Source organism: Priestia sp. YIM B13486 (assembly GCF_042787865.1).
Classification (GTDB): Bacteria; Bacillota; Bacilli; order Bacillales; family Bacillaceae_H; genus Priestia; species Priestia megaterium.
Genome location: NZ_JBHZOZ010000012.1, coordinates 105,897 through 124,989 on the forward strand (window position 1 = coordinate 105,897; position 19,093 = coordinate 124,989).

18 protein-coding genes are annotated in these 19,093 nt (G+C 38.3%); 10 read left to right on the forward strand and 8 right to left on the reverse strand.

The genetic code is table 11. The features are described 5' to 3' along the window. Positions 1-42: 42 nt before the first annotated feature. Positions 43-438: a YtxH domain-containing protein gene (locus tag ACFX4G_RS23430; RefSeq protein WP_013055314.1), complete on the reverse strand. Its 396-nt coding sequence runs from the start codon at positions 436-438 to the stop codon at positions 43-45. A gap of 118 nt (positions 439-556) precedes the next feature. Here ACFX4G_RS23430 and yhzF point away from each other — a divergent pair, with 118 nt between their 5' ends. Continuing rightward, positions 557-730 (forward strand): membrane protein YhzF, encoded by a 174-nt coding sequence (gene yhzF / locus ACFX4G_RS28190; protein WP_472797451.1) that lies wholly within the window; start codon positions 557-559, stop codon positions 728-730. A gap of 257 nt (positions 731-987) precedes the next feature. Here the strand turns inward: yhzF and ACFX4G_RS23435 are convergent, their stop codons facing one another. Beyond that, entirely contained in the window at positions 988-1,518 is a 531-nt protein-coding gene (locus ACFX4G_RS23435) for a tryptophan transporter (RefSeq protein ID WP_043981711.1), read from the reverse strand. 124 nt (positions 1,519-1,642) lie between these two features. After that, positions 1,643-2,740: a 3-phosphoserine/phosphohydroxythreonine transaminase gene (gene serC / locus ACFX4G_RS23440; RefSeq protein ID WP_377577310.1), complete on the reverse strand. Its 1,098-nt coding sequence runs from the start codon at positions 2,738-2,740 to the stop codon at positions 1,643-1,645. 253 nt (positions 2,741-2,993) lie between these two features. Here serC and ACFX4G_RS23445 point away from each other — a divergent pair, with 253 nt between their 5' ends. From ACFX4G_RS23445 to ACFX4G_RS23455, 3 genes are all read left to right on the forward strand, one after another. Further along, the gene (locus ACFX4G_RS23445) at positions 2,994-3,548 is read left to right on the forward strand and encodes a PadR family transcriptional regulator (protein ID WP_025752934.1); all 555 of its coding nucleotides are present in this window, start codon (positions 2,994-2,996) and stop codon (positions 3,546-3,548) included. Between the two features lie 17 nt (positions 3,549-3,565). After that, entirely contained in the window at positions 3,566-4,009 is a 444-nt protein-coding gene (locus ACFX4G_RS23450) for a GNAT family N-acetyltransferase (protein ID WP_013081678.1), read from the forward strand. Between the two features lie 303 nt (positions 4,010-4,312). Further along, complete coding sequence (locus ACFX4G_RS23455) at positions 4,313-6,208, forward strand: acyltransferase family protein (RefSeq protein WP_043981713.1); 1,896 nt, start codon at positions 4,313-4,315, stop codon at positions 6,206-6,208. Positions 6,209-6,310: 102 nt separating this feature from the next. Here ACFX4G_RS23455 and ACFX4G_RS23460 read toward each other — a convergent pair whose 3' ends face one another. Further along, entirely contained in the window at positions 6,311-6,745 is a 435-nt protein-coding gene (locus tag ACFX4G_RS23460) for an HIT family protein (RefSeq protein ID WP_377577313.1), read from the reverse strand. Between the two features lie 690 nt (positions 6,746-7,435). Here ACFX4G_RS23460 and ACFX4G_RS23465 point away from each other — a divergent pair. Further along, complete coding sequence (locus ACFX4G_RS23465; protein ID WP_097825005.1) at positions 7,436-8,179, forward strand: ABC transporter ATP-binding protein; 744 nt, start codon at positions 7,436-7,438, stop codon at positions 8,177-8,179. Further along, positions 8,172-9,377: an ABC transporter permease gene (locus tag ACFX4G_RS23470; protein ID WP_097825006.1), complete on the forward strand. Its 1,206-nt coding sequence runs from the start codon at positions 8,172-8,174 to the stop codon at positions 9,375-9,377. The genes ACFX4G_RS23465 and ACFX4G_RS23470 overlap by 8 nt, the downstream gene beginning before the upstream one ends. A gap of 38 nt (positions 9,378-9,415) precedes the next feature. Here ACFX4G_RS23470 and ACFX4G_RS23475 read toward each other — a convergent pair whose 3' ends face one another. Further along, positions 9,416-10,135: an EcsC family protein gene (locus ACFX4G_RS23475; protein ID WP_377577317.1), complete on the reverse strand. Its 720-nt coding sequence runs from the start codon at positions 10,133-10,135 to the stop codon at positions 9,416-9,418. Between the two features lie 113 nt (positions 10,136-10,248). Next, on the reverse strand, positions 10,249-11,457 hold the full coding sequence (locus tag ACFX4G_RS23480; protein WP_097825008.1) for a M20 family metallopeptidase: 1,209 nt from the start codon (positions 11,455-11,457) through the stop codon (positions 10,249-10,251). Positions 11,458-11,681: 224 nt separating this feature from the next. On the opposite strand from ACFX4G_RS23480, the gene ACFX4G_RS23485 reads away from it, so the two are divergent. Next, the gene (locus tag ACFX4G_RS23485; protein ID WP_097825009.1) at positions 11,682-12,347 is read left to right on the forward strand and encodes a phosphatase PAP2 family protein; all 666 of its coding nucleotides are present in this window, start codon (positions 11,682-11,684) and stop codon (positions 12,345-12,347) included. Positions 12,348-12,394: 47 nt separating this feature from the next. Here the strand turns inward: ACFX4G_RS23485 and ACFX4G_RS23490 are convergent, their stop codons facing one another. Next, positions 12,395-13,783 carry a hypothetical protein gene (locus tag ACFX4G_RS23490; protein ID WP_043981719.1) on the reverse strand — a complete coding sequence of 463 codons (1,389 nt, stop codon included), beginning with the start codon at positions 13,781-13,783 and terminating at the stop codon, positions 12,395-12,397. Between the two features lie 83 nt (positions 13,784-13,866). Beyond that, positions 13,867-14,373, reverse strand: a complete 507-nt coding sequence (locus tag ACFX4G_RS23495; RefSeq protein WP_013055327.1) for an antibiotic biosynthesis monooxygenase family protein — start codon at positions 14,371-14,373, stop codon at positions 13,867-13,869. Between the two features lie 185 nt (positions 14,374-14,558). Here ACFX4G_RS23495 and ACFX4G_RS23500 point away from each other — a divergent pair, with 185 nt between their 5' ends. The 3 genes from ACFX4G_RS23500 (at position 14,559) to hemH (ending at position 18,958) form a co-directional block, all read left to right on the forward strand. Further along, positions 14,559-16,688 (forward strand): transglycosylase domain-containing protein, encoded by a 2,130-nt coding sequence (locus ACFX4G_RS23500; RefSeq protein ID WP_377577321.1) that lies wholly within the window; start codon positions 14,559-14,561, stop codon positions 16,686-16,688. Between the two features lie 196 nt (positions 16,689-16,884). Then, the gene (hemE, locus tag ACFX4G_RS23505; protein WP_013055329.1) at positions 16,885-17,928 is read left to right on the forward strand and encodes a uroporphyrinogen decarboxylase; all 1,044 of its coding nucleotides are present in this window, start codon (positions 16,885-16,887) and stop codon (positions 17,926-17,928) included. A gap of 97 nt (positions 17,929-18,025) precedes the next feature. After that, the gene (hemH, locus tag ACFX4G_RS23510) at positions 18,026-18,958 is read left to right on the forward strand and encodes a ferrochelatase (protein ID WP_377577324.1); all 933 of its coding nucleotides are present in this window, start codon (positions 18,026-18,028) and stop codon (positions 18,956-18,958) included. Positions 18,959-19,093: the final 135 nt, after the last annotated feature.

The following is a 19,093-nucleotide window of genomic DNA, read 5'->3' on the forward strand; positions in this document are numbered from 1 at the left end:
TGTAAATTTACAAAATTTTAAAAAATTAAAAAAGAAGGCGTTTCAACCTTCTTTTTTGTCAATTTTTTCATTGGGATTTTTAGTTGTCTGTACATGTTCCTCAAGGTTTGACAAAGAATTTTGGATTTCTTTCAAATGATGCTGAAGGGATTCCTTATGAGGGACAATTTCTTCTTTAAACTGACCAAGGGTAGTAGAAAGGTCACTTGCGATATTTTTCACTATAGTATTTCCTTCTCTGGCGGTCATTTGTACTTGTTGAGAAACAGCTTTTATTTTTGTTGAGAGCTCTTGTTGTGAAGCGTTAACTCGGTCTTTTCGAGAGCTGACACGCTGTTTAAGTTCTCGTCCTGAATATGGAGTAACAAGAAGCGTTGTAATAGCGGCTACGGTGCTTCCGATTGCTGCTCCAGCTGCTAGTTTTTTCATTCTGCTCATTATTTATTTCCTCCTATGTAGTAAAGTAATTGCTAACACTTCCTTCTGACATAATCATAAAAAAATAGCATAGATTTATACAAAAGAAGGAGGTTATCAACATGGGGTAGCTTTATTCATTCTTTTGATAATTAGCCTGAGTTTTTTTCTGGCTGCCTTTAAATGGTTTAGCCTTACGACTAGAACGGCATCATATCCACCTAAACATGTGCTGAAACAAAAGTCTCTTACATGTGCGACAGTGGCTTTTGCGAGTTTTTTATTGGCGCTTATACTTTATTATGTAACCTAGGATGGAGAACTTAAACCTTTATTACATAGTAAGTCTTCATACCTATTGTATGAGCTGCAAATGAAATTTAAGTGAAAAGCATTCTGTACCATTTCTTTTTAAACAAAAAGTTAAGAGTCGAACTGTAGATTGTTTCTAAAAGATCAGCAACATACTATAAATGAACCGTTTTATCTAAAGGCCCGCCATGCTTTGGCGAGCCTGAGCTTTTGGTGTAAAAAAAGAGCCTGATTCTTAATTAAATCAGGCTCTTGACGTTACGATAATTTTGCTTTGATGCTTGTGCGTTTTAGAACGGATTGAACAATTGGATAAATAACGACCATAACGATTGTGTTCACTACTGTTGCAGGTAATACAACCGCAGCAACAAGCGCCATGACGCTGTTTCCGCCCGGTAAGCCGACGATTAGCGCGGCAGCAGACAAGAATACGGTTCCTGATACGAGTGTGCCAACAGCTGTTAAAGCAGCGGCAACGGGTGTTTTAATGCCTATTGCTTTTTTCACAAGCATAAATAATGCAAAGAAAACAAATGCTGTAATTGGTTTATCAATCAAGTTTGCAATTTGTCCGCCAGGAAAGCTTGTTGTTAAAGCAGAAATAACCGCTGTGGTTAAGCTAACCAATGCAACATTTTTTACGCTAGGAAACAACAGGATTGCTAAAAACATCATTGTTAACATCATATCTGGCTTCATTCCAAATAAAATAGGAGGTACCACCGTGTGGAGAACCGCTCCAATTCCGACTAATAACGCTAAAGAAACTAAAACCTTTGTATTCATTTCTCATCTCTCCTCTTCTAAGCTAAGCTCGAAATATACCAATAGTGCGTCTATGCCCATTGCATATATTTACATACTGATTATAACATATTTATGTGAAAAAAAGATCAGTTAATTCTGCCAATTATGCGTTTGCCTGTGCAAATTCATCCATAAAGACGGCAAGAGCTTCACACGCTTCAAGCGGTACAGCATTGTAAATAGAAGCGCGGCATCCGCCGATTGAACGGTGTCCAGCTAATCCTACGAAGCCTTTTTCTTTTGCTTGCTGTAAAAACGCAGCAGTTAAATCATCGGTTGGTAAAGTAAACGTTACGTTCATAATTGATCGGCTTTCCTCTGTAGCGTGAGGGGTATAGAAACCATTTGAACGTTCCATGCTTGTATAGAGTAACTTAGCTTTCTTATGATTTTGGGCTTCAATTGCTTTAACGCCACCTTGTTCTTTAATCCAATCTAAAACAAGTGAAAGCATGTAAATGCCAAACGTTGGAGGAGTGTTGTAAAGAGAGTTGCTCTTTACGTGTGTCTCATAATTCAGCATTGTTGGTAAACCTTCAGGAATACGTTTAAGCAATTCTTTCTTCAAAATGACAACCGTGACACCAGATGGTCCGAGGTTTTTCTGAGCACCAGCATAAATGAGTGAGAACTTAGATACATCAATTTGACGGCAAAGAATGTCGCTTGACATGTCGGCAATTAAGTCTACTCCTTCGATAGAAGGGTAGTCAGCCCATTGTGTACCAAAAATGGTATTGTTGGACGTGATATGCAAGTACCCAATCTCTTCTTTTGGAAGCTTTACGTCATCTAAAGCTGGAATAGAGCGGTAGTTCTCTTCTTTAGTAGAAGCAACAACTGCTGTTTTTCCAAGTTTCTTTGCTTCTTTTAATGCTTTTTCCGACCATGATCCGGTTAGTACATATGCACCGACTTGATCGGGAGCTAAAAAGTTCATTGGAATCATAGAGAATTGCAGGCTTGCTCCGCCCTGCAGGAATAAAATTTCATGTGTATCTGGAATGTTAAGCAATTCCGTGAGTGTTTCTTTAGCATGTGTTAATACATCTTCAAACTCTTTGCTGCGATGTGATAATTCCATCACAGACATACCTGTATTTTTAAAATTAACTAGCTCCTCTTGAGCAAGTTGTAAGACAGGTAGGGGAAGCGCAGACGGACCTGCATTAAAATTATAAGCTCTGTTTAACGTAATCACATTAATTCCTCCTCAAATTAGTTCGAACACTCATCATACAAAATGGCTAATGACTGATGTCAGAAAGAATATCATTATACTATCATGAAAACCATTGATTGTGGAGGTAACTTTTCAAAAATTTAAATTAATCTGTAAAGAGAAAATAATAGAAAAAAGATAAATAAAAAGTATACGCAAACATGTTTTGGCAAATATGTAAATGAAATGTTTATATGCTATACTGATGGAAGAAATAATGTGGAGGAACAGAATGAGAGTATTAAAATATGCCATATTAGGGCTCTTAGATCAGAAGGAGCTCAGCGGGTATGACATTACCAGACTTTTTAAAGAAGAGGTCGGTAATTTTTGGAGTGCTAAGCACAGCCAGATTTATCCCGAGTTAAAGCGATTAACAGAAGAGGGATTTATTCGCTATGAAACCGTGATTCAAGGCAAGAAATTAGAAAAAAAGATGTATTCGATAACGGAAGAAGGAAGAGCTGAGTTAAGCAAGTGGCTCACTACGATTGATCCTATTCCTGAAACAACTAAAGATGAATTTATGTTAAAAGCTTATTTTGCTTCATCCATGTCAATAGAAGAGTTAAAGCAACAAATAGATAACCAGCTATCAAGCAGGAAAGTGAAGCTAACTTTTTTAAAGAAACGAATGGATGACCTTTTGGAACAAGTTAATCATCACATTACCGTTTCGTCTCCTCAATTTGGTCATTATTTGGTGCTATCTCGCGCTCAAGACCGGGAGACAAGCTATATCAATTGGCTTGAACGTACGCTGAATTTAATTGAAAAAGAACAATAAGAAAAGGTGAGCGGATCATGACTTGGTGCATAAAATCATTTCAAGAGCTGACAAACGATGAGCTTTATGAAATTCTACAGGTTCGCACCGCTATTTTTGTTGTCGAACAGAAGTGTGCTTACTTAGAAGTAGATGGAAAAGACAAACTTGCTTATCACTTGTTCAAAAAAGAGAATGAGAAAATTATCGCATATCTTAGAGTTTTACCAAAAGGAATTAGCTACCAGGAAGCTTCTCTTGGGCGCATTATTGTAAAACAAGCACAGCGCGGTACGGGTCTCGGAAGAGAACTAGTAGCAAGAGGAATTGATTTTTTAGAGAATGAATTGCACGAGAAGACAATTAAAATTCAAGCTCAAAGCAGACTTCAAACATTTTATGAATCGTTTGGTTTTAGACCTGTTTCCGATATTTATTCAGATGAAGGGCTTCCCCACGTAGATATGTTAAAGACACCTTAGGAACTTCACCAATTGTGTGAAGTTTTTCTATTTCTGAAACGGGTAAGGTGAAAGAAAGATGTTAGGCTTTAGTATTGTGCAGATAGAATCGATATGACTACTACTAAATTAGTAATTTATGAATAAGATAGATAATGAATTTGTTTCTTTTTGCTTATTCTTTGATTTTAAGTAAGTGATATATTGAAGAAAGTAATAATATTGTATATAATGATTTTTGTAACAAAAATGTAACAATTACGTAATATTCTTAATGTTGGTTCAGAAAGAAATTTGTTGTACATATTGCTTGGAGGCATTTTTATGAGTGCAAAGGAAAAGAAAAATAGGTATATATATAGTTTGGATGGACTTCGAGCTTTCGCTGTTATGTCTGTCATTGCATATCACTTAGGATTTGGATGGGCATCTGGAGGATTTCTAGGAGTTGACGTTTTCTTCGTATTATCAGGGTATTTAATTACCTCGATTTTACTGGTGCAATCTTGGGAAAATCCTTTGAAAAATTTGAAGCATTTTTGGATTAGCCGAACGAGAAGACTTCTTCCAGCTGTGTATGTGATGGTAGTATTAACTGCAGCTTGGGTTATTTTATTTAACCGGCCATTGTTAACAACGCTACGAGGCGATGCATTATCGTCTATTTTTTATATGAGTAACTGGTGGTTTATTTTTCATAAAGTTTCATATTTTGATAGTTTTGGGTCACCGTCACCATTAAAGAACTTATGGTCACTGGCTATTGAAGAGCAGTTTTATATTGTGTGGCCACTTGTTTTATTGTTGGGTTTAAAATTTATCAAAAAGAGAGGAATTCTTTCTCTATTCATTTTAGCTGGAGTAATGGCCTCAGCTATTCTAATGTCTTTTTTATATGAGCCAGGAGGAGATCCTAGCCGCATTTATTATGGAACCGACACTCGGCTGTTTGCCCTTTTAATCGGCTGTTTACTTGCATTTGCCTGGCCGATGTATCGTTTATCATCAAAAAATCTTCCAGCCGTAGGCAAGCAAGTATTAAACGCGGTAAGTATGGTGAGTTTCTTTGTATTTATTCTCTGCGTATGGAGCGTTGATGAGTATACTCATGCATCTTTTCTTTATCAAGGTGGAATGCTGCTGATTTGTTTAAACGCTGCTGTACTGGTTGCAACGATTAGTCATCCTAGTAGTTTTTTAGGAAAAGCTCTGTCGTTTAAGCCGCTTCGCTGGCTTGGTACTAGATCATACGGCATCTATTTGTGGCATTATCCGGTTATTGTTCTTACAACACCTGTATCCGAGATTGGCCGCCCGGTCTATTGGCATGCGCTGCTACAAGTAGGCCTTACATTTATCATTGCTGAACTTTCTTACCGTTACATCGAAGTGCCTATCCGCACACGCGGCTTTCGCTATTATTTCCGGCACTACCATCCGAGAGAGCTTTTTAAATGGCGTAATCTCTCTCGTTCGAGACAAGCGGTTTTGGGCAGTCTCATTTTCTTTTTGGCGCTGTTTACAGCGGATATGACAAGCTTTGCTATTAGTACGCAGCAAAAGGATGAAACGACAGCGAAAGAGACAGAGGTTAAAATTCAAACGAATCATAAAGAAAATGCTTCAACTTCTGTCAAAGACAAGAACAAAGCGGATGATAAAAAAGCAGAGAACGCGGAAAAGAGTTCCGGGGAAGAAAAATCTGATGCCAAAGAAAAACAGCAGCCGAATTCTTACAGAGATGTTCTTGCGATTGGAGACTCGGTCATGCTGGATATTGCTCCTAATCTTAAAGAGATGCCGCTTAGTATTACGATTGACGGAAAAGTAGGAAGGCAGCTCAATGAAGCACTGCAGCTAACTCCTAGCTATCAAGCATTTAATAATCCGAACAGCGCAGTGATTATTGAGTTAGGAACAAACGGCTATTTTACAAATGAAGAACTTGAACAACTGTTAAAAGCTTTTTCACACGCGGATGTTTACTTAGTGAATACGCGCGTTCCTCGTTCGTGGGAAAGCACCGTGAACAAGAACTTGAAAGCTGCTTCTGAAAAGTTTGATCACGTCACGCTCGTAGATTGGTACTCAGAGGCTTCTAAGCACCCTGAATACTTTACATCAGATGGTGTCCACTTGGTACCTGAAGGATCAAGAGCATTAACAAAATTGATTGAAGAACGTATGAATTTAGAAGTTAAGGCGGAAAGTCGTTCATAATAAGTGAAAAGCTGTACGATGTTTTGTATCACAAACTGATTAAACATGTGTTAAATGAATAGATAAAACAAAAAAAGCTTACATGTGTAAGCTTTTTTTGTTTCAAGAAAGGCGAGAAGAAATATTGCCAGCGATTTCTTGAAGTTTTTCAGGCGTGTATTCGCTTATATGCTCTTTCCATACAGCACCGAATCCATCGCCTTCCCCATAGCGAGGAATAATGTGCATATGATAATGAAACACGGATTGACCAGCTTTTTCACCATTATTATTTAAGATGTTTAAGCCGATTGGGCTGTATGTTTCTTTAATTGCATTTGCGATTTGAGGAACCACTTCAAACAAATTGCGCGCAATTTCCGGCGTTAGTTCGTGAATGTCTTTTTTATGTACTTTTGGAATCACCAGCGTATGCCCTTTTGTTACTTGACTAATGTCTAAAAAAGCTAATACATGTTCATTTTCAAATACTTTTGCACCTGGGATTTCACCGCGAATAATTTTGCAAAAAATACAGTTTTCATCATGTGTGCTCATTATATTCACCTTCCGTTACCAATATAAATGTATGGGTATACATGTACGTTTATTTTACCACAAAGTAGGAATGCAATCAGCAGACAAGAAATAGCTGCTGGCATTTTATACACAAAAACGGGATGCAAACGATTATGCATCCCGTCATGTGAAGAAGGAAAAAATAGCTTTTAATGCAGCATATGATCTTTAAGGAACACCTCATTTACGTAATTGCATTGCCTAATGAAACAGTAACTTGAAAAAGTATATTCTCTTTAACAAACACCTCATTTAAGCATTGAGCTAAAAAAATATACAATGTGAACGAAATCGTTCTTGGTCTTTGACAAACACCTCATCTACACAGTAATAAATGAACATTATTGTCTACCCATTATATATATTCTTACTACGTTCATGACTACCATCCCCTTATGAATCAAACATACATCGATTTACAATAAGGTTTTCTGAAATATGCCTGCTGTAGACACCTCATCCCAAATGTAAGAAGCTTTGTAATGATTAGTTGTAATCAATAACTTGTTTTCCTTCTTCCCTATATAGAATGTCCCGATATTTCGATTATATTCTGGGAAAATTAACCGAAAAAAATTGAAAACAATGTGAGGAAGAAAAAGATTTGGTACAATAGAGCAAATAGCGCTTGCGCTTGGAGACAAAAAGAACAAATAAAAGGAGATCGTGATGGGTTCTTTATTGCAAATTAACAATATTACAGGGGGATATACAAAAACTCCCGTCTTAAAAGATGTATCGTTTGATGTAAATGCAGGTGAATTAGTCGGGTTAATCGGGTTAAACGGGGCCGGCAAAAGTACAACGATTAAACATATCATTGGATTAATGGAAGCAAAAAAAGGAAGTGTATCCATTAATAATAAAACCTTTCAACAAGATCCAACAGGTTATCGAAGTCAGTTTACGTTTATTCCAGAAACTCCTGTGTTATACGATGAATTAACATTAAAAGAACATTTAGACCTTACAGCTATGGCTTATGGACTTGAGGCTCAAACATATGAAGCCCGTCTGCAGCCGCTTTTAAAAGAGTTTCGTTTAGACCGGAAGTTAAAATGGTTCCCTGCGCATTTTTCAAAAGGAATGAAGCAGAAGGTTATGATTATGTGCGCTTTTTTGGTTCAGCCGTCTCTTTATATTATTGATGAACCTTTTTTAGGTTTAGATCCGCTGGGTATTCAATCTTTACTTGATTTGATGACGGATATGAAAAAGCAAGGTGCAGGCATCTTAATGTCCACACACATTTTGGCGACCGCGGAACGCTACTGCGATAAATTTGTTATTTTACATAACGGAGAAGTAAGAGCGCAAGGAACGCTTAAAGACCTTCAAGAAGAATTTCAAATGCGCAATGCTACTCTTGATGAAATTTATATTGAATTAACAAAGGAAGAAGGCTATGAGTAAGATTGATGCATTATGGAAGCAACGGTTTCAGCAGTATTTAGTGGATATAAGAAGATATACAAAATATATCTTAAATGACCACATTAAATTAGTGTTAATTTTTGCAATTGGCGGTTTGGCCTACTATTATCAACAGTGGTTAAGTACATTAACACCTGCGTTTCCTTCGGCTGTATTGATTGCGATACTTATGGGATTGATTTTAACCATGGGTCAAATTCAAACGTTTTTAAAACGACCTGATTTAGTCTTTTTACTTCCTTTGGAGACGAAGCTTCAGCCTTATTTTAAAAAATCTTTTTGGTTTACCTTTACGATTCAGCTTTATATTTTATTATTTGCAACTGGTGCAGCAGCACCTCTTCAAGTAAAGGTAATGCATGATTCTTACTCAAACGTTTTTGTGTTTTTTCTGCTATTACTCATCTTGAAAGTTGTAAACTTAGGCATGTCTTGGTGGGCTGTATGGTTTGAAGAAAAGTGGGCGAAGTGGACAGATTATATCGTCAGGTTTTTCTTGAACGCAGTTTTTACGTACTTCTTATTTTCCCATGCATACGCATTCTTTACAGGAATCGTAGCGGTGATTATGATTGCGCTAGCCATTTATTATCGCTCGCTTACAAAAAGAAAGCCGATCAAATGGGAAAAGCTAATTGACTTAGAAGAAAAGCGCATGGGCTATTTTTATCGATTAGCTAATTTATTTACGGACGTTCCTCAGGTAAAAGAGCGAATCAAACGCCGTAGATATTTAGATTGGCTAGTAGCACGTATTCCATTTCGTCAAAGTGCCACTTACCATTACTTATACACCAGAACATTTTTGCGATCAGGAGATTATTTAAGTTTGCTCGTTCGCTTAACTGTCATTGGCGGATTTTTAATTGTAGCTGCGCCGTTTCAATACGGCAATATAGTGGTTGTTTTATTTGTTGTATACATGACGGGTTTTCAATTACTCCCGCTTTGGAAGCAGCACAAACAGATTTTATGGCTTTCTCTTTATCCGGTTGAAGCTAAAGAACGGAAAAAGGCATTTTTGGACGTATGGAAAAAAGCGCTGTATGTACAAATTCTTGTGCTCGCCATAGCGGTGGCTTTTTCTAATATAGTTGCTGCACTGCTTTCCGTGGCAGCAGGTGCTATATTTATTCACTTATTTGTACATGCATATGTAAATAAAAAATTAACGTAAAAAAAAAGCTCCGAAAGGAGCTTTTTTACGTTTTTAGACTACTTTGGAGACGAAGATAATATACGGAAGCGATAGACGTTCATTGCTACTTTTGTGAGATGGTCAAGAAGCTGATAATTAGCATATGCACCTATAACAGCGCCAATTCCCGGCATAAGCTGAAACATTTTCACAACATCAATGTAATCACGGTATTCTTGTTGAAAAGCTTTCCAATCAAGCTCAAGAAGTTCCTCTTTCTTTTCTTCCCAGTTTTCTACTACTTCGAGCAGCTTCGTTCTATGGTCGTCGCTGCAAAAGGCAAGTTGAAAAATATACAGCATATAAATGCGTTCTTCTTTTTCTTTTACATCAAAACCATACGTAGCGGCAATGTCAAATAAGCACTTCATTTTTATGGAAAGAAGAAGCGGGAAATCTGCTGCACCTAAAAGGATACCGCCTGCACCAGTACCAGCTCCTTCTACAGCAGCTGTTTTTTTGTACTTAGGTATGAGTTCCAAAATTCTGTTCTCTTTTTCTTCAAATGAAAGACCGCTGACATCTCTTTTTTTAGTGATGAAATCGGATCCAACAAGCGTGGTTTCAACCATTTTTTTTATGCTTTCAGTCATAATCTTATGGACTTTAGCAGGGATTTTTTCATTTATTTTAAGCTGTAAAGATTTTGCGGTCCGTTGAAATTTAGAAGGTCGTTTCAATATGCTGAATTTCCAATGTTCAGCTTCTTGTAACACTTTTTCTTCATACGTATTCAAAAAAATCACCTCATTTCAGTCGATATAAATACTACGTTTTAAGTGAGGAAAAGGTTCCTGAAATAAAACAACAAGCACTCGTCTGCTTATCTGTACGAATGCTTGCTGAATGATTAATTCGCTTTTATTACGTTTTTAGAAGGAGCTTGTTCTCTTAAATACTCAACAGCAGCCGTACCAAGCGTTTTAGCTGCGATAAGCATTGCTTTTTCGTTAAAATCAAATTTAGGATGATGATGAGGATAAGGAGCATCTACACCTTCTGGCTGAGCTCCTGTAAAAAAGAACGTTCCTTTAATATGCTGCAAATAATAAGAGAAATCTTCCCCAGTCATGTGAGGCTCCGTTTCTTCGACTGTATGAACTTCATCGATTTGAGAAGCAGCAGAAGCAAGAAAGGCCGTTTCTTCCGGGTGGTTGACGACGGAAGGATAGCCGCGCGTATAACTCAGTTCATAAGAAGCGTCAGCTGTTAAGCATGTACCTTGGACAATTCGTTCGATTTCTTTTTCTACGTCATTTCGTACATCTTCATTAAATGTTCTTACCGTTCCAATTAGTCGAGCAGAATCAGCAATAATATTAAATGCATTTTCTGCTACAAAAGAACCTATGCTCACAACCGCTGAATCAATTGGGTTTACACGTCTGCTTACAATTTGCTGTAAATTAACAACAAGCTGAGAGGCGATGACGATTGAATCTTTTGTTTTGTGAGGCTGTGCACCGTGGCCGCCTGCTCCTTTGATCGTAATTTCAAAGCGATCAGCAGCAGCCATAATAGGGCCCGTTCGATATTGAACGACACCAGTTGGAGTTAATGACCATAAATGCGTTCCGAATATCGCGTCTACACCGTCTAAGCATCCGTCTTCAATCATGGACTTGGCGCCTCCGGGTGCGTACTCTTCGGCGTGCTGATGAATGAAGATGATTTTACCAGGGAGAGAATCCCTTATTTCAAAAAGCGCTTTAGCAAGGACTAAAAGAGTAGCTGTATGACCATCGTGACCACACGCATGCATTACACCGGGAACAGTTGATTGATATGGTACATCTTTTTCATCTTGAATAGGCAGGGCATCAAAGTCGGCTCTCAAAGCTACAGTAGGACCAGGGTTTCCTCCTTGAATGCTTGCTACAATGCCGTTTCCTCCTACATTTGCTCGGTAAGAAATACCGATTTTGTCATAAAAAGATCGAATGTAGGCAGCGGTTTGAAATTCTTTAAAAGACGGTTCTGGATACTGATGCAGATATCGGCGGACTTGAACCATTTCATCAAATTTTTCTTCAAGTAAAGTATGTAGCTTGGAATTCACGTGACCATATCCTTTCTGTATAGGTTGAATAAAGTTTTGAATTTTTTGACATTTTAATCATTATATCATTATCTATTAAAAAGAAAAGAATGTAAGCGTTGTTATTGAAAAAAGTAATTGAATCATGAAATATTTTATATACATAATAGATACATAAGATGAGGAATAGGGATAAAGAATGAGTTTTTTGCCAATTTTCTCATGAGATAATAGGAGGTAACGATATGGTAGATTCACAAACTGTATCCCTGTACAAAAAATTGATGTGGGTGTTTGGGGGGGCAGGTCTCGTTTTTTTAGGAGTGTTGTTTGTTGTGTCGACAGATTCTTTTCAAGGAGACCACTGGCTTGTTTCAGCTATAGATGACAGTACTGTTCTTCAGTCAGCGTCATCTGTTTTTCATGGCTTGTCTTTTTTAGCTTCAAAAGTGATGATTATGGTTCTTTTAGCTGTACTTCTCGTTTTTTTATTTTTTAAAAAGGACTATATCGGTATGATATCGGCATTTTTATTTATTTTAAGCGGTGATATTATTAATAAAGCAGTTAAGGATGCGGTAGAACGAGGGCGTCCTCTTGAAGGCATCGAAGGCTACAGTTTTCCAAGCGGCCATGCGATGATGGGAATTCTTATTTATGGTCTGATTATCTTTTTTCTCACAAAGCATATGAACAGTCAAAAGGTAGCCAAGCGGTATCAGCTTGCAATTACTTTAATTGTTTTATTAATAGGTGTGAGCCGTATTCTATTAAGAGAACATTTTTTAACAGATGTCTTAGCTGGCTACAGCTTAGGGCTTATGTGGCTTATTGTAGGCATTTTCTTCTATACGCTTGTTTATGCGTATGTAAAGCCTTCAGCGGAAAAAGAGTTTCCAAAAGGCATGTAAAAAATATATACATATGGCCCCCTTCATAAAAAGAAGGGGGCTTTTGTTTAAACTAAGAACATCGCGACAATTGTTGTAACGACTAATCCAATCGCTACAGGTTTTAAATTACGTCTGGCGAGTTCAAACGGACTGACTCCGCAAATCGCAGCAGCTGGAATCAATGCCCATGGAATCAATGTGCCTCCCCCAACCCAAATCGCAGCAATTTGCCCTAAAGCAGTTAGGGTGGCAGCGCCCGATCCTAAAGCAGATGCAAATAAATGAGAGACAGAGCCTACAAGTGAAATGCCTGAAAAGCCTGAACCGTCTAATCCGGTAATAGCTCCTAGAGCAGTTATCGTTACAGTGGCGACCTGTGCGGTTAACGGCACAGTGGAAGCAAGCGCAACGCCTAGGTCATTTACAAGTCCATGTGATCCTTTCGGAAGAAAGTCACCGATGATTGTTGTGAATCCAGCATCTCCTAAATAGAAAAAAGCTGCAATGGGAATAACGGGACCGAATACTTTAAAACCAAACTGCAAGCCTTCAATCAAGTAGGAAGTTGTTTGTTCGAGACCTTTTCCTTTGTGAGCAATAAGTGAAACCACCACTAAAATAAATAAGGCTGTGCCACCAACGAGAGCAGTTGCATCTCCTCCCTGTAAATGAAGGGCGAACATTGCCCATACGTCTATAGCAAAGAAAAGGGGAACTATAATGGCTAAAGCCCGGCGTACTGAAGAAGAAAGAGGTGTGGATTGGACAGAAGAACTGCTTGTTAACATTGTCGGTTGAGCGTGAATTCTATTGTGCTTCATATCTTGTTTTAAAAAGTAAAAAGCAGAGAGTGTCGTAACAACTCCCATCACAATGACCAGAGGGACACTTGCTTGAACCACCTCGTGAACTGGAAGACCTGCTGCGTCAGCAGTTATCTTAGGAGCAGCTTGAATAACAAAGTCTCCTGAAAGCGCAACGCCGTGGCCGAACAAATTCATCGCTACGGCTACGCCTATAGCTGGAAGCCCTACGCGGATGGCCACTGGTAAAAGCACGGCTCCAAGTAAAGCAACGGCTGGAGAAGGCCAGAAAAAATAGGAGATGGTCATCATAACTAATCCAATAACCCAATAGGCAAGAGCAGGCGTTTTAATGAGGCGAGCAAAAGGTGAAATCATCGATTCATTTATTCCTGTAGCCATTAAGACTTTACTCATGGATACAATAATTGAAATAATTAAAATGGTAGGAAGCAGTTCTGTAATGGCATAAATGAAGCTGGAAAAAACAGCGCTGACGGAGTGGCTTAACGAAGAGGTAGCCGTTAAGGAAAGTAAAAAAATCCCGAGTATACAAAGGATACTCGTATCTCGCCGCATAATCATAAAGCCGATAATGAAGGCGATAAAAAGGACATACATCCAATGAAGAGCTCCAAGCTCTATGCCCATAAAAATTCCTCCCAATAGGTGATATAGTATACAATATGACGTTTGTGCCTATTGTGATACTCGCCTACTAGGAGGATGTTTACTTATTTAACTACGTGGTATGAGGTCACATAAGAAGGGCGAGAGAAAATCGATGGCTGCTGATCCACGCCTTCTGACGTACCGCGTTTTTTGTGTGCTTCATTATAGGCTTTTGAAGACTGCCAATCGCTAAATGAACTTTCATCTTTCCATCCTGTAAAGATAATGTATGTGTCATTTTGCAGTGGACGAAGCACACGAATAGCTGAGAAGCCTGCTTCATTTTCAATTAAACGAGCTCGTTGGCTAAATCGCTGTTCAAACAAAGGACGGCCTTCATCTGTAACTGAAATATTATTTAGTACAGCAAATCCGCTATCTGCAAGATCTCCAGAAGCATCTAATACCTCATAAGCATGTCCTTCTTTAAAAATTGTATCTCCATCTGTTTCGTGAACTAGTGCAAATTGATCGTCATCTTTGTGAAGCAGTAGCAAACGTTCACTCGGATGTTCGTCGATCAACTTCTGAAGGTAAGGGCCTGTTCCGTAAGTAATAAAGATCTTCATGGATTATACTTCCTTTCTAATTGGGAATTGCATACAATTTACAATTGTAAATCATACTAAAATTATAAAATTTTACACACAAAAATTCAAAAATTGTGAACTTCTAATGAAGATGGTAAAGTAAAACATTGATGAAGTTGTTTTCCATATTATCAAAAGTTTAGCGAAAGAAAAGGGGTGGCACGATGTACAAAAAAGGCTTATACGCAATTGCTGCCTTAGTTGGAATTTTTCTATTAGGATTGATTGGATATATTATCATCTTGTTTCTTGGAAACTATGTAATTGATGAGAAAAAGATCGTCATGGACTCGGCTACGAGGTTAGTGGACGAAAATGGAGACGAATTAACAAAGCTCTATGTGAAAAATCGGGACTTGGTTTCAATTGATAAGATTCCAAAGCATGTGCAACAAGCATTTATTTCAATTGAAGACGTTCGTTTTTATGAACACCACGGAATCGATTTTAAATCTATTGGTCGAGCATTATACCGAGATATATTGGCTGGAGGAAGTGTTGAAGGAGGAAGTACTTTAACACAGCAGTTGGCTAAAAATGTGTTTTTATCTAATGATAAAACGCTGCTTAGAAAAACAAAAGAAGTAGTGGTGGCCATTAACTTGGAGCAGCGTTACAGTAAGCAAAAACTGCTTGAAATGTATTTGAACCAAATATACTTTGGACACGGAGCCTATGGAATCCAAGCTGCATCCAAGCTTTACTTCAATAAAGATGTCTCCGAATTAACGGTAGAAGAAGGTGCACTGCTCGCTGCACTGCCAAAAGCACCGAATTCTTATTCTCCTATTTTACATCCGGAAAAAAGTATAGAACGTAGAAATGTTGTGTTAAATGCCATGCAAAAAGCAGGTTATTTATCAGCTGAAAAAAATGTCCGTTTGCAAGGAAGAACGCTGGGGTTGAACGTAAAGGAACAGGCTAAAAACCCAGCGTATCTAACCTATATCGATATGGTTATTCAAGAAGCAGAGAAGAAATACAGTATTTCGAGCAATGAGCTTCTGCGCGGCGGTTATACGGTCAAAGTACCTATGAGTACAAAAGTACAAGAAGCCGCCTACGAGCTGATGAAAGAAAATCGTTATTTTCCAGGTACAGATAAAAGTGCCCAAGGTGCTTTTGTATTAGTCGATAACAAAAGCGGAGGAGTTTTATCTGTTATGGGAGGACGAGATTATGTACAAAAGTCGCTCAATCGCGTAAATGTCAAAAGACAGCCAGGTTCTACGATGAAACCTATTGCGGTATATGGCCCTGCGTTAGAAGAAGGTCAATTCAAGCCTTATTCCTTGCTGCAAGACAAGCTTAGAAGCTACGGGGGATACACACCTAAAAATGTAGACGGTCAATATGCTAAAAAGGTAACGATGTACGATGCCCTAAAAGATTCTAAAAACGCAGCTGCCGTCTGGACATTGAATCAGCTAGGAGTTGAAACAAGTAAGCAGTATCTCACAAAGCTAGGAATTCCTTTAGAAGATAAAGGGCTTGCGATTGCTCTTGGAGGATTAAAGGAAGGAATTACACCGCTTCAATTAGCAGGAGCGTACCGTGCATTTGCTGAAAACGGAGAAAACATCCAACCGTACTTTATTCAAGAAATAAAAGATCAAGACGGAAAAGTGATTGCAAAAGCTGTTCCCGACACTCACAAAGCATTTTCAAAACAGACAGCGTGGTATATGACAAAAATGCTTCAAGGAGTTGTTAAAGAAGGAACGGCAAAAAATGGAGATTTTAAAGGAGAGTTAGCAGGAAAAACAGGGTCTACTTCGTATACGAATGTTAAAGGAGCTACAAGGGATGCTTGGTTCGTTGGGTATACGCCGGATGTTGTAGGAAGCGTGTGGATGGGATATGATTCTACAAATGACCAGCATTATTTAACAAAAGGAAGTTCTTATCCGACGCTATTATTTAAAGACATTCTCACAAGAGCTGGTTACGACGAAGCTGCATTTCAAAAGCCAGCAGGCGTTAAAGATTTGCCAAAACCAATACGCTTAGAGGAAGTTAAAGACTTAAAACAAGAATTAACATTCCATCCATTTGGTTTGCTAACGGTAAATTTATCGTGGACACCTTCACCTGATAAAAGAGCTGTTTATTATGTTTATGAGAAAAAAGGAGATAAAGCCGAAGTAATTGGCAAAGTGAAGGGAAAAGGAGCATTTGAAAAAGAGCGTGTGAATCTGCTCGACAGTCCTACTTATTATGTAGTTCCTTACAATTCCCAAACAAAACAAAAAGGAAAAAAATCCAACGAAGTAACACCTGCTCTTTTTCAATAAAAAAAGGAAGAGTAGGGCGAATTTTTGACATTTTTAGCAGGTGGCTATACAAGTCGTAAAGAAATGGGTATAGTGACAAGTAGAGAATATAACGTGAAACTTTAATCAGTAGAGGAACCGGTATGTTCCTTTGCTGATTATTGTCTGTCTAATCGAAGAAAATACGGATGGAAGACAATCGAGAAAGGTGGAAATTATGAGTCAAGGAACGTTTAACGATACTTTTTTAAAAGCCTGTAGAGGGGAAAAAACGGATCATGTTCCGGTTTGGTATATGCGCCAAGCAGGGCGTTCACAGCCGGAATACCGAAAGCTAAAAGAGAAGTACTCTTTATTTGAAATCACTCATCAGCCAGAGCTTGGAGCATACGTAACACGTCTGCCCGTTGAACAGTACGGAGTGGATGCAGCTATTTTATATAAAGATATAATGTCACCGCTTCCTTCAATTGGAGTGGATGTTGAAATCAAGTCAGGAATTGGTCCTGTAATTTCTAATCCAATTCAATCTTTAAGCGATGTAGAAAAACTAGGAGAAATTACGCCGGAAGAAGATGTTCCGTATGTATTAGATACGATTAAGCTGTTAACAACAGAACAGTTAAACGTACCTCTAATTGGCTTTGCAGGTGCTCCTTTTACAGTGGCAAGCTATATGATTGAAGGAGGACCTTCAAAAAATTACAATAAAACAAAAGCATTTATGTATACCGAACCTAAAGCATGGTTTGCACTAATGGATAAGTTAGCAGATATGACGATTACATATGTAAAAGCGCAAATTGACGCTGGGGCAAAAGCCATTCAAATCTTTGATTCATGGGTAGGTGCTTTAAATGTAGCGGATTATCGTTACTTTATAAAACCTGTTATGGAGCGAATTTTCACCTCTTTACGTGAAAAAAATGTACCGCTCATTATGTTTGGAGTAGGGGCAAGTCATTTGGCAAAAGAATGGCATGATCTGCCGCTGGATGTAGTGGGATTAGATTGGAGAACACAGCTGGATGAAGCACGTGCATTAGGCTTAACAAAAACATTGCAAGGAAACTTAGATCCTGCTATTTTGTTAGCTCCATGGGAAGTTATTGAAGAACGTGTAACAGAAATATTAGATAAAGGGATGGCCAGTCCTGGTTACATCTTTAACTTGGGGCACGGCGTTTTTCCACAGGTTCAGCCGGAAACGTTAAAGCGTTTAACAACCTTTATTCATGAATATTCTGCAAATAGACAATAAATTGTCAAATAATTTGGAGCGCTAAACTTTGAATTTTTCTTTTTATTCATGGCAAAATGAAGACAAGTATTGAATCTAATAAAGAGGTGTCGAACACATGAGTAAAAAAGTAATGGGATTACTTGTAATGGCATATGGAACGCCATATAAAGAAGAAGATATTGAACGTTACTATACACATATCCGCCGCGGACGTAAACCTTCATCAGAAGCCTTAGAAGATTTACAAAACCGCTACGAAGCAATCGGGGGCATTTCACCTCTTGCCAAAATTACGCAACAGCAAATGGAAAGTCTGGAAAAGCGCTTGAATGAAGTGCAGGATGAAATTGAATTTAAAGCGTATCTTGGCTTAAAGCATATTGAACCGTTTGTTGAAGATGCAGTAGAAGCCATGCATAAAGACGGAATTAAAGAAGCGGTCAGCATTGTGCTTGCACCTCACTTTTCAACGTTTAGCGTAAAATCCTATAATGGGCGCGCCAAAGAAACGGCTGAAAAATTAGGAGGACCAATCATTCATTCAGTAGAAAGCTGGTACAGTGAGCCAAAGTTCATTCAGTACTGGGCTACACGTGTTAAACAAACGTTTGATTTAATGGACGAAGAGAAACGCCAAAAAACCGTGTTGATTGTATCTGCACATAGCTTGCCGGAAAAAATTATTGCAGCAGGAGATCCATATCCAAATCAGCTTCAAGAAACAGCGGATTTAATTGCACAAGCAGCTGGTATTGAACATTACGAAATTGGCTGGCAAAGTGCTGGAAATACGCCTGAACCATGGATAGGTCCGGATGTTCAAGATTTAACAAGAGAATTGCATGAAGAAAAAGGCTATACATCGTTCGTGTATACTCCGGTTGGATTTATCGCAGACCACTTAGAAGTACTTTATGATAACGACTATGAATGCAAAGTTGTGACAGATGAAATTGGGGCTGATTATTACCGCCCTGAAATGCCAAATGCACAGCCTGAATTTATCGATGGGTTAGCTACAGTTGTTTTAAAACAGATTGCCCGTTAAGTCAATATAGATTCTTTGTACGTTGAACAGGGATGAAAAGTAACTTATAATCAATATAGAGAAAAGTAAGAAGCGAGCTATGGATTTCCATAATCGCTTCTCTTTATATTGAATTTTACAGAAAAGGCGATGATA

Excerpts from the sequence above, each read along its gene's own strand:
- ACFX4G_RS23430 (WP_013055314.1), bottom strand. The coding sequence starts at position 438 with ATGAGCAGAATGAAAAAACTAGCAGCTGGAGCAGCAATCGGAAGCACC.
- ACFX4G_RS23435 (WP_043981711.1), bottom strand. The coding sequence starts at position 1,518 with ATGAATACAAAGGTTTTAGTTTCTTTAGCGTTATTAGTCGGAATTGGA.
- ACFX4G_RS23445 (WP_025752934.1), top strand. The coding sequence starts at position 2,994 with ATGAGAGTATTAAAATATGCCATATTAGGGCTCTTAGATCAGAAGGAG.
- ACFX4G_RS23450 (WP_013081678.1), top strand. The coding sequence starts at position 3,566 with ATGACTTGGTGCATAAAATCATTTCAAGAGCTGACAAACGATGAGCTT.
- ACFX4G_RS23455 (WP_043981713.1), top strand. The coding sequence starts at position 4,313 with ATGAGTGCAAAGGAAAAGAAAAATAGGTATATATATAGTTTGGATGGA.
- ACFX4G_RS23460 (WP_377577313.1), bottom strand. The coding sequence starts at position 6,745 with ATGAGCACACATGATGAAAACTGTATTTTTTGCAAAATTATTCGCGGT.
- ACFX4G_RS23465 (WP_097825005.1), top strand. The coding sequence starts at position 7,436 with ATGGGTTCTTTATTGCAAATTAACAATATTACAGGGGGATATACAAAA.
- ACFX4G_RS23470 (WP_097825006.1), top strand. The coding sequence starts at position 8,172 with ATGAGTAAGATTGATGCATTATGGAAGCAACGGTTTCAGCAGTATTTA.
- ACFX4G_RS23485 (WP_097825009.1), top strand. The coding sequence starts at position 11,682 with ATGGTAGATTCACAAACTGTATCCCTGTACAAAAAATTGATGTGGGTG.
- ACFX4G_RS23490 (WP_043981719.1), bottom strand. The coding sequence starts at position 13,783 with ATGGGCATAGAGCTTGGAGCTCTTCATTGGATGTATGTCCTTTTTATC.
- ACFX4G_RS23495 (WP_013055327.1), bottom strand. The coding sequence starts at position 14,373 with ATGAAGATCTTTATTACTTACGGAACAGGCCCTTACCTTCAGAAGTTG.
- ACFX4G_RS23500 (WP_377577321.1), top strand. The coding sequence starts at position 14,559 with ATGTACAAAAAAGGCTTATACGCAATTGCTGCCTTAGTTGGAATTTTT.
- hemE (WP_013055329.1), top strand. The coding sequence starts at position 16,885 with ATGAGTCAAGGAACGTTTAACGATACTTTTTTAAAAGCCTGTAGAGGG.
- hemH (WP_377577324.1), top strand. The coding sequence starts at position 18,026 with ATGAGTAAAAAAGTAATGGGATTACTTGTAATGGCATATGGAACGCCA.